General features: G+C 48.8%; 16 protein-coding genes. 15 read left to right on the forward strand and 1 reads right to left on the reverse strand.

Features of this window, described 5'->3' with window-relative positions:
• The first annotated feature begins 9 nt into the window (after positions 1-9).
• The 6 genes from mdcC (at position 10) to mdcH (ending at position 4,560) form a co-directional block, all read left to right on the forward strand.
• Positions 10-309, forward strand: a complete 300-nt coding sequence (mdcC, locus tag AC0IWZ_RS01335; RefSeq protein ID WP_034492917.1) for a malonate decarboxylase acyl carrier protein — start codon at positions 10-12, stop codon at positions 307-309.
• Complete coding sequence (locus tag AC0IWZ_RS01340; RefSeq protein ID WP_471678334.1) at positions 302-1,135, forward strand: biotin-independent malonate decarboxylase subunit beta; 834 nt, start codon at positions 302-304, stop codon at positions 1,133-1,135. The genes mdcC and AC0IWZ_RS01340 overlap by 8 nt, the downstream gene beginning before the upstream one ends.
• Complete coding sequence (gene mdcE, locus AC0IWZ_RS01345) at positions 1,132-1,932, forward strand: biotin-independent malonate decarboxylase subunit gamma (RefSeq protein WP_471678333.1); 801 nt, start codon at positions 1,132-1,134, stop codon at positions 1,930-1,932. The genes AC0IWZ_RS01340 and mdcE overlap by 4 nt, the downstream gene beginning before the upstream one ends.
• 139 nt (positions 1,933-2,071) lie before the next feature.
• The gene (locus AC0IWZ_RS01350) at positions 2,072-3,031 is read left to right on the forward strand and encodes an AEC family transporter (RefSeq protein ID WP_115631232.1); all 960 of its coding nucleotides are present in this window, start codon (positions 2,072-2,074) and stop codon (positions 3,029-3,031) included.
• Positions 3,032-3,649: a malonate decarboxylase holo-ACP synthase gene (locus tag AC0IWZ_RS01355; RefSeq protein ID WP_246864849.1), complete on the forward strand. Its 618-nt coding sequence runs from the start codon at positions 3,032-3,034 to the stop codon at positions 3,647-3,649.
• 2 nt (positions 3,650-3,651) lie between these two features.
• Positions 3,652-4,560: a malonate decarboxylase subunit epsilon gene (gene mdcH / locus AC0IWZ_RS01360; protein WP_471678332.1), complete on the forward strand. Its 909-nt coding sequence runs from the start codon at positions 3,652-3,654 to the stop codon at positions 4,558-4,560.
• On the opposite strand, the gene AC0IWZ_RS01365 is transcribed toward mdcH, so the two are convergent.
• Positions 4,544-5,482 (reverse strand): LysR family transcriptional regulator, encoded by a 939-nt coding sequence (locus tag AC0IWZ_RS01365; RefSeq protein ID WP_034492933.1) that lies wholly within the window; start codon positions 5,480-5,482, stop codon positions 4,544-4,546. The two genes, mdcH and AC0IWZ_RS01365, sit on opposite strands and share 17 nt — an antisense overlap.
• Before the next feature lie 271 nt (positions 5,483-5,753).
• On the opposite strand from AC0IWZ_RS01365, the gene AC0IWZ_RS01370 reads away from it, so the two are divergent.
• The 9 genes from AC0IWZ_RS01370 to AC0IWZ_RS01410 all read left to right on the forward strand — a co-directional run bounded on the left by AC0IWZ_RS01370 (position 5,754) and on the right by AC0IWZ_RS01410 (position 14,913).
• Positions 5,754-6,767: a TRAP transporter substrate-binding protein gene (locus tag AC0IWZ_RS01370; protein WP_051873617.1), complete on the forward strand. Its 1,014-nt coding sequence runs from the start codon at positions 5,754-5,756 to the stop codon at positions 6,765-6,767.
• Between the two features lie 48 nt (positions 6,768-6,815).
• Positions 6,816-7,358, forward strand: a complete 543-nt coding sequence (locus AC0IWZ_RS01375; protein WP_081908364.1) for a TRAP transporter small permease — start codon at positions 6,816-6,818, stop codon at positions 7,356-7,358.
• 12 nt (positions 7,359-7,370) lie between these two features.
• Positions 7,371-8,678, forward strand: a complete 1,308-nt coding sequence (locus AC0IWZ_RS01380) for a TRAP transporter large permease (protein WP_034492934.1) — start codon at positions 7,371-7,373, stop codon at positions 8,676-8,678.
• 196 nt (positions 8,679-8,874) lie between these two features.
• Complete coding sequence (locus tag AC0IWZ_RS01385; RefSeq protein WP_471680485.1) at positions 8,875-9,135, forward strand: helix-turn-helix domain-containing protein; 261 nt, start codon at positions 8,875-8,877, stop codon at positions 9,133-9,135.
• A gap of 333 nt (positions 9,136-9,468) precedes the next feature.
• Positions 9,469-10,008: a fimbrial protein gene (locus AC0IWZ_RS01390; protein ID WP_471678330.1), complete on the forward strand. Its 540-nt coding sequence runs from the start codon at positions 9,469-9,471 to the stop codon at positions 10,006-10,008.
• A 39-nt stretch (positions 10,009-10,047) separates the two neighbouring features.
• Positions 10,048-10,614, forward strand: coding sequence for a fimbrial protein (locus AC0IWZ_RS01395; protein ID WP_471678329.1), 567 nt, complete (start codon positions 10,048-10,050; stop codon positions 10,612-10,614).
• 62 nt (positions 10,615-10,676) lie between these two features.
• On the forward strand, positions 10,677-11,396 hold the full coding sequence (locus AC0IWZ_RS01400; protein ID WP_051873618.1) for a fimbrial biogenesis chaperone: 720 nt from the start codon (positions 10,677-10,679) through the stop codon (positions 11,394-11,396).
• A 24-nt stretch (positions 11,397-11,420) separates the two neighbouring features.
• On the forward strand, positions 11,421-13,931 hold the full coding sequence (locus AC0IWZ_RS01405) for a fimbria/pilus outer membrane usher protein (protein ID WP_410373630.1): 2,511 nt from the start codon (positions 11,421-11,423) through the stop codon (positions 13,929-13,931).
• Position 13,932: 1 nt separating this feature from the next.
• Positions 13,933-14,913 (forward strand): fimbrial protein, encoded by a 981-nt coding sequence (locus AC0IWZ_RS01410; RefSeq protein ID WP_034492945.1) that lies wholly within the window; start codon positions 13,933-13,935, stop codon positions 14,911-14,913.
• Positions 14,914-14,929 lie beyond the last annotated feature (16 nt).

Below are 14,929 nucleotides of genomic sequence, written 5' to 3' on the forward strand. Positions count from 1 at the left end.
GAGGGTGTTATGGAACACATTACGTTGTCATTTCCGGCAACTCGCACCGTTAGCGGCAAAGCGCTGGCGGGTGTAGTTGGCTCCGGTGATATGGAAGTTCTGTTTACCGCGACTCAGGGCGACACCCTGACAATCGCCATCACCACGTCTGTTGATAACAGCGAGCAGCGCTGGCAGGCACTGTTTGAGCGCCTCGGCGCATTGACCAGCATTCCTGCCGGGCAGATGCAAATCCACGATTTTGGCGCAACGCCAGGCGTGGCGCGCATTCGTATCGAACAAGTTTTTGAAGAGGTGAGCCATGCGTAACGACAGCAGCTTTATCGAACTCAAAGCGCGTGAACGTGCTCGCCTGCTGCTGGATGACGGCAGCTTCCGCGAATTACTCGACCCGTTCGAAGGCATTGTTTCACCTTGGCTGGAAGCGCAGGGCATCGTGGTGCAGTCTGACGACGGCATGGTCGTTGCCAAAGGCACCATTAATGGCGGCCCGGCAGTAGTGATTGCGATTGAAGGCGCTTTCCAGGGCGGCAGCATGGGCGAAGTATCCGGCGCGAAAATGGCCGCAGCCCTTGAACTGGCGGCGGAAGATAACCGTAACGGCATCCCAACTCAGGCGGTTTTATGCCTCGAAACCGGCGGCGTGCGCTTACAGGAAGCAAACCTCGGCCTGGCGGCGATTGCTGATATTCACGCCGCCATCGTGGATCTGCGCCGTTATACGCCCGTCATCGGCGTGGTGGCAGGCACCGTGGGTTGTTTCGGTGGGATGTCTATCGCGGCAGCATTATGCAGCCACTTAATTGTGACTCGCGAAGCGCGTCTTGGCCTGAACGGCCCGCAGGTTATCGAGCAGGAAGCGGGGATCGACGAATACGACTCCCGTAACCGTCCGTTCATCTGGAGCATGACCGGCGGCGAAGTTCGCTATGAGAGCGGTCTGGTAGAAACGCTGGTGGGCGATGGCGTTAATGCGGTTAAGCAAGCGGTGAACGACGCTCTCGCAAAAGGGGTTCCGGCACAACATCGCACTGATAATTATGCGTGGTATCTCGAACGCCTGAGCAATTTCGACACCACGAAACAGGCTGATTCCGAACAGATTAAACAGCTTTTTGGGGAGAAACTCGCATGAGCCAGAAACTGAATCGCGCCGCCATTTGGTTGGACAAACTTACCGCTAACGCACCGCATATGGCTGGCCTGTGTGCATCAGTACAAGTGGCTGACGGCACCGTTGATGGCAAAGCCGCCCGTTTTATCGCGGTTGTGCCGGACGAAAATAACCATTACCCGCGTGCTAAAGGCGGCGAAGTGGGCCTGCTCGAAGGCTGGACGCTGGCAAAAGTGGTTAGCGAAACTATCGCTGAAGATGCAGATAGTGCAGAAAAACGCGCCATTGTGGCGGTTATCGACGTGCCGAGTCAGGCTTATGGCCGTCGCGAAGAAGCGTTTGGTATCCACCAGGCACTGGCTGGCGCAGCAGCAGCTTATGCGAATGCGCGTCTGGCCGGGCACCCGGTTGTGGGCCTGATTGTTGGCAAAGCAATGTCCGGTGCGTTTTTGGCACACGGCTACCAGGCAAATCGCCTGATTGCTTTCAACGATTCCGGCGTGATGATCCACGCGATGGGTAAAGAGTCCGCAGCACGCATCACGCTGCGTACCGTGGAAGCGCTGGAAAAACTGGCCGCCACCATCCCGCCGATGGCCTATGACATCAGCAACTATGAAAGCCTCGGCCTGCTATCTGCGCTGTTAGATATTGCGAGTCCAGAAGCACCAGAAAGTGCTGATATGGATAAAGTGAATGCCGCGCTGGTCACGGCTGTTCGTGAAGCTCGCACCGATAACACGCTGAAAAACAGACTGAATGCGAAGAATCGCCATAGCTCGGCGTTGGTTCGTGAGCGTATGCGCGCAGTCTGGTAGTCGCGACAGAGTTTAAAAAGACAGACCTGCCAGACGGTAATAATGGGCACCGTTAGAGTGCCCGATAACCATTAACCGTCTGAAAAATAATAATCATCGCACCGGTGCTGGAATTCTTTTTTTAACTACAGGTGAAGTTATGACTTACGTAATTGTTCATGCGCTTGCGCCCATTTTTGTCATCATGCTGCTCGGCTTTTTCGCTGGCAAAGCAAAGATGGTCGATAACAAAAATGTTTCCCTGCTCAATATCTTTGTAATGGATTTCGCCCTGCCAGCCGCGCTGTTTAGCGCAACGGTTCAAACTCCGTGGGCAGGTATCGTCAAGCAGTCACCAATGAGTGTTGTGTTGGTTCTGGCGATGTGGATTACCTACGCTGCGATTTATTTCCTGGCGACCAAAGTATTCAAAAAATCTCCGCAGGATGCGGCTGTACTGACATTGACTGTTGCGTTACCAAACTATGCGGCACTTGGCCTGCCAATTCTGGGCAGCGTGCTGGGCGAAGGTTCTGCGACTTCACTTTCCGTTGCGGTATCTATCGCCTGTGGTTCTGTGTTGATGACACCGTTCTGCCTGATGATTCTGGAACGTGAAAAAGCGCGTGCGGCTGGCGAGTCTGTCGGTTCTACCCTCGCCATGCTGCCGGTTCTGATGTGGCGTTCGCTGAAAAAACCTATCGTCTGGGGCCCGCTACTGGGTGTGATTTTGTCAGCGATCGGCATTCGTATGCCAGACCTGCTGCTGTCGTCAATCAAGCCGCTGGGCATGTCTGCGACCGCTGCGGCGCTGTTCCTGACCGGCGTTATCCTGTCTGCTCGTAAACTGAAAATTAACACCGTAGTGTGCGTGGCGACTGTGACCAAACTGCTGATTCAGCCATTCATCGCCTGGGGTATCGTGCTGGCGCTGGGTCTGACTGGGCCGGTTGCGATTACTGCGATCCTGATGATTGCGCTGTCTGCGGGCTTCTTTGGCGTGGTGTTCGGTAACCGTTTCGGCGTACAGTCGCCGGATGCAGAAGCCGTCTTGCTGCTTAGCTCCGTGCTCTCTATCCTGTCGTTACCGCTGTTTATCTCTCTGACTTCAGGAATGTAAATCATGAACACACCACGCCCACACGACCTACTCTGGCTAACCGATAGCGACGCGCTTGAAGATGTGAGTGAAGAGTGGGTAGCAAGCCAATGGCAGCCCCGGCTTCCAGTGGTGGTGCGGCGTGATGTGAGTCATGATGCGCGCATTCCGGTAGGTGTTCGTGGAATGCGCCGCGACCAGCGGGCGGCCGGCTGGGTAAATGCGGCAAAAGTTAAACGCATCATTTCCCCGGAAGAACTGGCCTCCCGCGATTTATTAGTAAAATCCCCGTTTGTTTCAATGCCGCCTGTTCAGGGCGCAATTCAACTCGCCCTGCGTGAATGGCCATGGAGCTGGGGTATTACCGGAAGCTGCGGCTACGCGCTGGCGACAGAAGTCCCGGTGCTACATGCTGACAGCGATCTCGATTTGCTGATTCGCTGCCCGCAGCGTGTTGAGCGCGAATCTCTGCTCGAATGGCAGGCGGTTATCGGCCAGTTGTTATGCCGAGCCGATACGCAAATTGAAACGCCGCAGGGGGCTTTTGCCCTTGCAGAATGGTTACGTGACGGGCGTGTGTTGCTGAAAACCAACAGCGGGCCAGAAATCGTCACTGACCCGTGGGCATTAAAGGGATAAGTATGAAAATTCTCTTCACTTTTCCCGGACAGGGAACGCAACGTGTCGGTATGTTGCAGAAATTACCGCAAGATAGCGACATTATGGCGCGTGTTCGTGCAGTTTTAGGTGATGAAGCCGACGCGCTCGATACGATTGATGCGCTGAAACATACCCGTGCTGTTCAACTTTGCCTGTTAATTGCAGGCGTGGCCTGTGCGCAGGAACTTGAGCTCAATGGTGTGGTGCCCGATATGGTGTGTGGTTTGTCCATCGGCGCGTTTCCGGCGGCCGTGGTGGCGGGCGCGTTAAGCTTTGAAGATGCGTTACGTTTAGTGGCTCTGCGCGGTGATTTAATGGAGCAGGCGTATCCGCAAGGTTATGGTTTGACGGCGATTACCGGCTTGCAACTCAGTCAGGTCGAAACACTGGTGGAAGGCAGCGGAACGTACATCGCTAATATCAACGCCGAGCAGCAAATTGTGATTGCCGGGCGTGACGAAGACATGGCGAAAGTGGCCCAGCGTGCGCTGAAATTTGGGGCGCAGAAAGCTAAACAACTGGCGGTTAGCGTGCCATCGCACTGTGAATTACTGGCTGAACCCGCGCTAAAACTACAACAGGCGTTTGCCGATGTGACGCTAACCCGTCCGCGCTGTACCTATCTCAGTGGCAGTACCGCTCGCGTGGCCTGGCAGCCGGAGAAAATTGCCGAAGATTTAGCGCTGAATATGTCGCGCACCGTGCGTTGGCGTGATGCGATGATTGCCGCCAACGAACGTGATGTGCGCCTGGCCATCGAAATGCCGCCAGGTAGCGTGCTGACCGGACTCACGCGCCAGGCGTTCCGTGAAGGTGAAATGGTTTGCGCAGAACAAAACAGCGTCGCGCTGATAAAACGCCTCGCCGAGCGCGTTAAAGAGGCGCGTTAGGCGTATCAATAAACGAACGGGCGTACATGCGCCCTTCGGCAGCAAGTGCCAGGAGATTAGGATCGTGTTCGCGGTTGCGGGCAAAGACAATCGCGATAGATTGCTGCATCTGATAAGGGTCGGCAAGTTTCAGCAGTTGTACTGAATTTTCATACACTTTCTTCATGCGCCCCGGCATTAACGCCAGCCCCACCCCCGCCTGCACCAGGCTTATCATCGAGAAAATATCGTTCACACGCGTGACAATTTCTGGTTCAAACCCCGCGATATGAAACGCTTCCTGGAAACCGTTGTAGGTCGCAAAGCCTTCGGCTAACGAAACAAACTTCTCGTTATGGTACTCGCGAAGATCGGCTAACTTGCTGGTATCAAGCGGAAACGTGCTGGATGCGGCGAGGAAAATGTCATCCTGGAACAAAGGCAACACTTCGAGTCTATTTCTGTCGATTTCGCTTTCTGAAATCGAAATCAGGATCGCATCCAGGACGCCGTCTTCGAGCATATTGAGCAGCATCTGGTTGGAACCCATGGTGAGGTCCATTTCCAATTCCGGGCGGCGTAATTTCATGCCCATAATCAGGCGTGGCACTGTTTCGAGCGTGAGAGAATACAGCGTGCCGATGCGTAAACGTCCTTGCCCGACACCTGCGGTCTGGCGAGTTTCTGCTATACCACGCACCATCAGTGCCACCGCTTCTTTACTGTGTTCAAGCAGCGTATTTGCCGCAGGCAACGGCACCAGATTGCGGCCTTTATGAATAAACAGCGGGCAGCGAACGCCTTCTTCAAGGGTGTGCAGGGCGCGATGAACGCTCACGCCACTGATGCCCAGAGCCTCTGCGGTACGGGCAATATTCCCCTTTTCCATAAACACCATGAATATCTCGAGTTTTCGGAAAGTGATTTCTGCGTCAATTTTCATGGATGTCCTAAATGTTTCATCCCTGCAAGATTGCCATAAAGTACCTTAAATCCTTGCCTGCATCACTGACTCCACGCTTGTTTACTGTTTTTGCATACACCGATTGTGTTTTTTATGAGCAGCTGTTTTCGGCATTTTGAGATCTGAATAGCAAAATGAATCAAAATTTCTTTTTGAGTGAAATAACGTTTCATTTTTAATCCATTCAATGCGTAAATGCTTTCGAAACGGAATAGTTCCACACAGAAATCATGGATAAGGGAATCTCAGGATGCTGCATTTGAAACATGTTTTGCCAAAAATTTCGCTGGTTGCTACCGCTGTTGCGGCAACGATTTTGCTGAGCGGATGTGGCGATGACGCTGCTCCAACAGGCACCGTTACCCTAAAAACCGCGTTTAACCAATCTGAAAATAACCCACAATACAAAGCGTTAGTTTCCTTCAGCGATAAGCTGGAAGCGGCGACCAATGGTCGTTACAAATTAGAAATCCACCCCAATGAACTGTTGGGCGACCAGCGTGCTTCACTTGAACTGGTTCAGTCTGGCGCGATTCAGATGGCGGTTGTGGCTAACCCGCTGGTGGAAAACTTCAATAAAAACTTCTCGGTTCTGGCTATGCCGTACGTGTACGACAACCCGGAACATCAGCGCAAAGTGTTTACGTCTGGCGTGCTAGACAGCCTGTTTGCTTCCACCAAAGGAACCGGTTTTGAAGTTATTACCGCGTATACAGCAGGCGCTCGCAGTGTTTACACCAAAGGTGCCGCAGTCACCACCCCGGCTGATATGCAGGGTAAAAAGATCCGCGTAATGCAGTCCGATACCATGATCAAAATGTTGTCTTGCATGGGCGGAACCGGCGTACCAATGGGCCAGGGTGAAGTGTATTCAGCGATTCAGCAGGGCGTGCTGGATGGTGCTGAAAACAATGAAATCACTTATGCCGACCTGAAACAGTACGAAGTGGCTCCTTATTTCTCAGCAACGCGCCACGTGATGGTGGCCGATCTGCTTGTCGCTAACGAAAGTTTCCTCGCCAAAATGGATGAAGGCGATCGCGAGCTGTTCCGCAAATTAGCCAAAGAAAGCACCCAGACTCAGTTTGAACTGTGGGATAAAGCGCTCGATGGCGCACGTCAAACCGCGAAAGACAACGGCGCGACCTTCACTGAAGTGGATATCAAGCCATTCCAGGAACGTTGCAAACCGCTGCAATCTGCCATGTTGACTACGCCGGAACAAAAAGCGTTGTACGAAAAAATTCGTGAGTTGGCCGAGTAACACGGCTTAGTAACCAGGGGGGCTTTCTGGCCCCCAGTGGAGAATATGATGAAAATGACGCAAACCGCCCCCTCCGCCGCCGTATCCAAATCTGATTTTTATTCGCATATCACCCGAGTGAAACAGGCCATTGATAAAGTGGCGTCGTATCTATGTATTTTAATTGTGGGATTAATGACGCTGCTGGTGACCTGGCAGGTTGCATCCCGTTATTTATTGAATAGTCCAAGTGCGGTCAGCGAAGTGCTGGCGCGTTATTTGTTTATCTGGCTGGTGCTGATTGGCGGGGCCTATGTTTTCGGTCTGCGCGAGCATATGGCTATCACTTTTATGCGCGATAAAATGCCGCGTAAATTACGCCTTTCGCTGGAAATCATTGGCGAACTTGCCACCTCTGTATTTGCATTATTGGTGCTGACTATCGGGGGCTATATCGGGATGAGCCGCCAGATGGCGCAACTCGATTCCGCATTACAAATTCCAATCGGCATTATCTACATTGCAATTCCTCTCAGTGGTGCAATGACGCTGTTCTATTGCCTGTATAACCAATATGGGCTGTTCAGAAAGTTCTCTTCGAAACAAGATTGATTGGGTGTTGATATGGATATTGCAATTATTGTTGCTCTTGTAATGTTTAGCGGTGTGTTTATTTTACTGCTGGCGGGCACGCCAATTAGTATCAGCATCGGGATTTCTTCTTTTGCCGCAATGTTACTTATCTTACCTTTCGATGGTGCGATATTAACGTCGGCACAGCGCGTTTTTGTTGGCCTCGACTCCTTTGCCTTATTAGCGATTCCCTTCTTTATACTGGCGGGGAATTTAATGAATAATGGTGGGATCGCCATTCGTTTAATTAACTGCGCCAAAATGGTCAGTAATTTCTTGCCCGGTCCACTGGCGCAAACCAACGTTGTCGCCAATATGCTGTTTGGATCGATCAGCGGTTCTGGTGTGGCGTCGGCCGCCGCGGTCGGTGGCATCATGTCGCCGATTCAGAAAAAAGAGCAGTACGATCCAGCGTTCAGTGCCGCAGTGAACATTGCTTCTGCACCAACGGGTATGCTGATTCCGCCAAGCAACTCTTTGATTGTTTACGCAACGGTGGCGGGTAGCGTGTCTATTTCCGCGCTGTTTATGGCCGGTTATGTACCGGGTATTCTGTGGGGTTTAGGTGTGATGCTGGTTGCGGGTTTCATTGCGAAACGCCGTGGCTATGTGGCCGACCGTTCGGCAAATAAAGGCCAGACGCTGCGTATTTTGTTTGATGCTATTCCAAGCCTGATGATGATTGTCGTGGTTATCGGCGGTATTCTGGGCGGCGTATTTACGGCGACGGAAGCATCGGCGATTGCGGTCGTTTATTCGTTAGTTCTCGGCATAATCTATCGCAATATTAAAATTGACGATTTGCCGAAGATATTCCTCGCCACGGCGAAAATGACCGCGATTGTTATCTTCATGCTGGCGGCATCTTCGATTATGTCGTGGGTCATGGCCTTCACCAAAATACCGGCACTGATTGCCTCCGGTTTACTTTCTGCTACAGATAGCTTCATTGTTATTTTGCTGATTATGAATCTGGTATTGCTGGTGGTCGGCACCTTTATGGACCCAACGCCTGCGGTATTAATCTTCACCCCAATCTTCCTGCCAATTTGTATGCAGTTTGGAATGGACCCGGTGCATTTCGGTATCATGATGGTGTTTAACTTATCCCTCGGCACGATTACGCCACCGGTAGGGCCAATCTTATTTACCGGCTGTAAAGTCGGGGATATTAAGATTGAGCGCGTGATTAAGCCGTTGCTGCCATTCTTTGCGGTGATTGCGATTGTTCTGATGATGGTGACGTATTTACCGGCTATCACCATGGCACTGCCTCAGAGTATGGGGCTGGTGAAGTAAAAGTAGACTTTACACCTTCTGGCGGGGGTTCCTCCGCCACTTTACTCTTCCTCTTCCTCTTCATAATCCATTGCCGCTATAACTTAAATTACTCCATAAGCCTATGACCAGGGAATTATTTTAATTCGTGGTTATATAAGTGGCTTTCACCATCAGTAATATATTTTCAATAAAATAAAAAGTGCATCTCCAGGCAGTGAGCAATGCCCTCTTTACGCACACCTTGCAGTTATCGACATCCAACTCGTTTAAGATAGTTCGCAATCAGTTAATTGAACCCATGAATGAGCCTAAGCTTTTGCGCGATAGTTTACATGCTGAAAAGCATATACGTAGCAAAACTGGAAAGTCACGTAGCGGAACTATGCGCATTCTCTCTGAAAGGAAAATGAGAGGATTTATCACTATGGAAAATGAGATGCTTAAATCTATTAATTGTACTTATGACATTAAATGAGAATTTATTTTAATTAGGCTCTGGCATTATTTTTTTCCCCTTCTTGACTAAGTCTCTGGGCCTTGTTGTTGGGAAGTACTTTGTTAACTATAACGAAAATAATTTACTAGTCGCTGCCTGTCCAAATTCGGATCATTTCACGAGTGTAAAATATTAGCTTGTGTTGTAGAGTAATTACGAAAAGAAAATCACGAAGCGCAATAGTCATACGCCCCTTGGTTAATACCTCTAAGCTATATAAAGTTTCATTAAAATGGATAGGTAAATCTCAAACTCTATTAGCATGATGCTGATAAGGTTTGATATTTATTTTATAACAAAAAGGGACATAAAATGAATCATACATTTTTCAAAAAAGTGACGCTTGCTTCTTTAGTTGCAGCAAGCGCTCTTGTTGGCTCTATGGCACATGCAGCAGATGACGCGAACATCCTGAACCTGGCAGTTTCAGGCTCTATTAGTGCTCCTCCTTGTAAAGTAGCTCTGAACAAGAATGCACTGGAACTGGGTTCACCTTTGATGGCTGACCTGAAAACTTCAGATCAAGAACCAACTCAGACTTCCGTACGTACTTTGCAAGTTGCTATCACTGACTGTGAAAGTATTAACGCGGAAGTCTCTGTTCTTGGTACCGCTGATGCCACAGACAGCACAATTCTTGCCAATGGCGCTGCTACAAATGCAGCGACTAATGTGGGTATTGCTATGTGGAATCACGATGACTCCACTCAATACAAACTCGGCGGCGATCCAATTAAAACAACCGTCGCAATGGTTGGCCTGGATTTCGGATTAGTAAAATCTGACGCAACTAGCACCGTTACTGCGGGCGACGTATCTACTTCAGCTCAAATTAAAGTGACTTTCCTCTAATTGCTATTTGCTAATCGGTTTAAAAATAAGGGATTTATTATGAACAAGAAGATTTTAGTTCTTTCTTTGGCTATGGCATTTTCTAGCCTGGCAGGTGTAAGCCACGCAGCGCAGGAAGCAATTGTTAGCGACATTACGCTGACTGGCCATGTTATCGATTACGCTGCTTGTGAAATTGATGCTCCTAGCTCAGTAACCTTTGATGACATCAGCATTTACGATATCGGTACCGTAGAATCAGGCAAGCCTTATAAAAATAACCCAGGTGCGGTATACGATATTACCCTGACCAAATGCCCTGCAGGACAAACTGTTTCTGTCAGCATTCTGGGTACCGCAGATGGCGAAAACAGCAGCCTGATCGCACTGGATGATGTACCTGGTAGCGCGCAGCACGTAGCGGTTAGCTTCTGGGACGAGGTTCTGCTTACACAGGAACATGTATTGATTAAAGCCAATAGCGGTAGCTCACTGGTTCATACTACCGAATCCTCCGGTAGTTCACATATCCCTCTGTATGTTGCGCCAACTCAAACAGTATCTACCCAATCAGTCATTTCTGGCACCATCAGCGCTACGACTAACGTTAAAGTTAACTTCCTTTAATTAGCTATTAGTCATCTCATGGCTGGCATTTTTGCCAGCCATTTTTATCTATGGAATACATCATGAAATTACGTCCATTCGTCGCAGCAGCAATTTTTGCGCTGACAAGCCTGAGTTTCTCCTCCTCTGCAACTGTTCAGCTTTCGGCAAACCGTGTTTATTATCATGCCAAAGATCCTGATATCAATATCTCGGTTAAAAATTCAGAAGACCGTGAATATTTAGTCCAGTCGTGGATTGATGCGCAGGGAAATCCTGGGCTTGAAAAGAATGCCAAACTACCTTTCTTTGTTTCGCCACCTTTATTCCATATGGCAAATAAAAGTGAAGCGATTGTTCAGATAATGTATTCCGGTGAGGGTTTACCAACCGATCGTGAAAGCCTGGTTTGGTTAGATGTTAAAGCAATTCCGGCAATGACAGATGGCGAGAAGTTGGTTAAAACCAAAGTCATGGTTGCGGTACTGACACGTATTAAAGTTTTCTATCGCCCTGAAAATCTCCCCGGTAACCTGGAAGACGCAATCGCGGCTCTTTCGTGGAAAAGGATGAGTAATGATACGGTTACCGTGACAAATAACTCACCTTATTATGTTGTTATGAATAAAGTTTTGATTAATAACGAAGCGTTAAAAATCTCCATTGAAGATAACAACACAGTAGTCGCCCCTCATGGTGAACAGACCTATAAAGTGAAGTCTGCACCTGCTGGGGCAAAAGTTGTCTGGACCGCAATGAATGAATTTTCTGTCACTTCGCCTGAGAAAACAGCGACGCTCTAATTCTAGATAAAATTGAAGTTTGCCATGTCACTAATCATTGCTCGTGCCCTCGTGAAACCTGTTTTCATTCGCAGTTCATTGTTTTTATCTATTTTGGCGTCTATATCTATGGCGCAAGGTCAGGCTTATTTTGACCCCGGCATGATGCAGTCTGTGGGCGGTGCCCCCGCTATTACCGATCTCAATTCGGTATTAGCAAACCAGGTTAAAGAGGGGACTTATCACGTTTATATTGAAGTTAATGGCAAAAAATTCGCGACGGAAGATATTCAATTCTCAATGCAGAAAGAAGCACTTATCCCGTGTATTCCGGTTGAGATGTACGCAAAAATCGGCGTTGATTCATCTTCACACGATGTGAATATCAATCTGGACAAAGAAGATCGTAGCTGTGTATTACTGAACGAAGCTGTGCCGGTTGCCACGTCTTCGTTTGATTATCTTACTAAAAAACTGTCGCTCTCTTTCCCGCAAACTACGCTACGTACCTTGCTTAAAGATGAAATTCCCCCAGAGCTTTGGGATGACGGCATTCCTGCGTTGCTCATCGGTTACCAGGCGTCTGGTTCACAAACCATTGAAAATAAGCAAGATAGTTCTGCAGGTGCTGAAAACTATGTCAATTTTAAAAATGGGCTGAATCTTGGCCCATGGCGTTTACGCAATTTATCGACTCTCTCGCAAAGCAGCGGGTCTGGTACGGAAGTGGAAAGCCTCAGCACTTACGTTGAGCGCGCAATTCCTTCGTTAAAAAGTGAACTGGTGATGGGCGACGCCTACACTAGTGGCGATCTGTTCGACAGTATTCGCATTAAAGGTCTGCAACTGACTTCTGATACCGAAATGATCCCGGATAGCATTAATGGTTTTTCTCCGGTTATCCGTGGTGTTGCGAATAGCAATGCAAAAGTCATTGTTCGGCAAAACAATAATATAATTTATCAAACCAATGTTGCACCCGGCCCGTTTGCTATTTCTGATATGGCTCCCGTTTCGTCCGGGGGAATATTAGATATCACCATTCAAGAGGCTGATGGCAGCGAAAAACATCTTAGCCAGTCATTTTCTTCAATGTCTATTTTGCAGCGCCAGGGCTCGTTGAAGTATGGGCTATCCGCCGGGAAATATTCAGAGGCAACAATAAAGTCTGAGGAGCCTGATGTATTCCAGGCTACAGCGGCTTACGGTTTACCCTATGATGTGACTTTATTAAGCGGTATACAGAATACCAACGATTACCGAAGCTACGACCTTGGTGTGGGGCTAGACTTAGGGTTTCTCGGCGCATTCTCCGTTGATGTGGCAAAAGAAAACTCCACGCTTGCGGAAAGTCATGAGAACCGCAGTGGAACTGCGATGCATCTTGCTTACTCTAACCATATGGAAACAACCCGCAGCGATATTAATTTTAATTACACGCAATATAGTGACCGCTATGTTTCATTTGCCGATAACTATGGTACGGCAGACGAAAGTAAAGCGCGCGAAAAACAGTTCACGCTATCAATTAACCAGGCGGTGACTGACACTCAAACTATATTTGTTTCTATGAACCAAACTGATTATAGAGACAGCACCAGCTCAAAAATGTACCAGCTTGGATTTAACTCCCCGATCGGGCCAGTAAGTACGTCACTCACCCTGAGCCTTAACCAGGATTTTGATGAAGAAGGGACCGTCACTAATGACAAACAGGTGATGGTCAACTTCACACTGCCTTTATCCGTATTCGACAAAGAAGCAAAAAATTCGGCTTCGTTAATGATGACCAATGACACCGAAGGGAATAGTAATCAAACGTTGGGCTTGCATGGCAATATCATGGATTCCGAAGTATTCACCTATAACACGCAATTGGGTTACAACGTCAATAAGGGTGAAGAAGATGGCAGAAATGCCAGTATAACTACCGACTATAAAGGGAGTTATGGTGAGATTCAGATGGGTTATAACCAGGATGAAAACCAAAAGCAGTTTACCTATGGGCTAAACGGGCAACTTATTATCCATCGCCATGGAGCGACAATTGGTCAATATTCCGATGGCGCGTTAGCGTTGGTGAGTGCACCGGGTGCGAGCCATGTTGGTGTGAAAAATAACCTCGGCGTTTATACCGACTGGCGCGGTTATACCATCGTGCCTGAATTATCTGCATACGATAATAACTCGATTCAAATTGATGCTGACAGCGTGGGCGCTAATATTTCCTTTGAAAATATCTCAACCAACGTTATTCCCACTAAAGATGCGGTCGTCCTTGCTAATTTCCCGGCGAATATTGGCCGTAAAGTGCTCTTTACTGTGAGCCAGAGAGGAAAAGTCATTCCCTTTGGTTCGCAAGCAAGCCTGATAGATAGCGACAGAATGTTCTTTGTAGGCGACGGTGGGCAACTCTTTATTACCGGTGCGCCGGATGAAGGGGATCTCAGTATTAGTATGGACGATAAGCAGGCTTGCAAAGCACATTATAAATTGCCGGTCGCGAGCGGGAAATTACCGATAACAATGATGAAACTAACCTGTGGGAATAGCTAAGATGCGTGGTTCCTTAATAATATTACTGCTGTCAGGGTTGATTGCGCTATTCCCCACGCTCGCTTCAGCCTGCAATGTGCAAAGCCAATCCCGGCTTTCAATTGTGCTTAACGGATCGCTACAAAAAGATCCTCTGCAAGCCAGTGTGGGCGACACGCTGTATGTGAAACGCGCTTCGCTTTCTAGCCTTGCACATCAACGCAAGGATATTAGCTGCGCCTCATCGCAGTCGCAGGATCAGTTATCAATCACCGGGATCATGAACGGAAGCATGACGGGTGATAATGTTTATCCGACTTCGGTCGCAGGTATTGGCATTCGCCTTTCTTTGATTATTCGTCAGAAAGGAAACCACACGCCGCTTAGCACGTTGCCGGTTAACGAACAGTTTGCGCTGGATGATAAAAGCGATTTAACCAGTGACGATGTTTTTATTAAAACCGAACTGGTCAAGACCGGCTCAATTGAGTCATTAGAGCACATCAGCTATCAAAGTCCTTCCATATTGACTCTGACTCGTTCGGCACTACAGCAGTCAGTCAGCGTGGATTATTCTTTTAGTGCCACACCACCTGCGGGGTATTGCCACTTCTTAGCGGCGAATGCGGCATTCAGCCTGGTTCCTGTTGATGTTGCGACACTACAAGCGCAGAAGACTGCCGCATCCACTCAGCTTGATATCACTTATGTGTGTACCGGTTCCCCGGAACACATCGAAATGACGTTGTATGGTGTGGCAGCAGACCCGGAAAAGGGGATTTTGAAAAATACTCTGACTGCGGATAACGCGACGGGTGTGGGTGTGCAGCTCCTCTATCGCAATTTGCCTTTGGCTTTTGGCTCACCCGTGTCGCTCGATGATCTACCGATGGTGCATAACCAGAGTTCGATACCGCTGGCGGCACGTTATATCGCAATCTCGCCAGAAGTGAAGGCCGGGAAAATTGATACCATTGCGACCATCAAACTTAACTTCCTATAATTTAAAGCAATTCCCA

Source organism: Buttiauxella sp. AC142, assembly GCF_979253435.1.

Coding starts and splice junctions, on each gene's coding strand:
- AC0IWZ_RS01350 (WP_115631232.1), top strand. CDS start 2,072: ATGACTTACGTAATTGTTCATGCGCTTGCGCCCATTTTTGTCATCATG.
- AC0IWZ_RS01390 (WP_471678330.1), top strand. CDS start 9,469: ATGAATCATACATTTTTCAAAAAAGTGACGCTTGCTTCTTTAGTTGCA.
- AC0IWZ_RS01400 (WP_051873618.1), top strand. CDS start 10,677: ATGAAATTACGTCCATTCGTCGCAGCAGCAATTTTTGCGCTGACAAGC.
- AC0IWZ_RS01410 (WP_034492945.1), top strand. CDS start 13,933: ATGCGTGGTTCCTTAATAATATTACTGCTGTCAGGGTTGATTGCGCTA.
- mdcE (WP_471678333.1), top strand. CDS start 1,132: ATGAGCCAGAAACTGAATCGCGCCGCCATTTGGTTGGACAAACTTACC.
- mdcH (WP_471678332.1), top strand. CDS start 3,652: ATGAAAATTCTCTTCACTTTTCCCGGACAGGGAACGCAACGTGTCGGT.
- AC0IWZ_RS01340 (WP_471678334.1), top strand. CDS start 302: ATGCGTAACGACAGCAGCTTTATCGAACTCAAAGCGCGTGAACGTGCT.
- AC0IWZ_RS01395 (WP_471678329.1), top strand. CDS start 10,048: ATGAACAAGAAGATTTTAGTTCTTTCTTTGGCTATGGCATTTTCTAGC.
- AC0IWZ_RS01370 (WP_051873617.1), top strand. CDS start 5,754: ATGCTGCATTTGAAACATGTTTTGCCAAAAATTTCGCTGGTTGCTACC.
- AC0IWZ_RS01365 (WP_034492933.1), bottom strand. CDS start 5,482: ATGAAAATTGACGCAGAAATCACTTTCCGAAAACTCGAGATATTCATG.
- AC0IWZ_RS01375 (WP_081908364.1), top strand. CDS start 6,816: ATGAAAATGACGCAAACCGCCCCCTCCGCCGCCGTATCCAAATCTGAT.
- AC0IWZ_RS01380 (WP_034492934.1), top strand. CDS start 7,371: ATGGATATTGCAATTATTGTTGCTCTTGTAATGTTTAGCGGTGTGTTT.
- AC0IWZ_RS01405 (WP_410373630.1), top strand. CDS start 11,421: ATGTCACTAATCATTGCTCGTGCCCTCGTGAAACCTGTTTTCATTCGC.
- mdcC (WP_034492917.1), top strand. CDS start 10: ATGGAACACATTACGTTGTCATTTCCGGCAACTCGCACCGTTAGCGGC.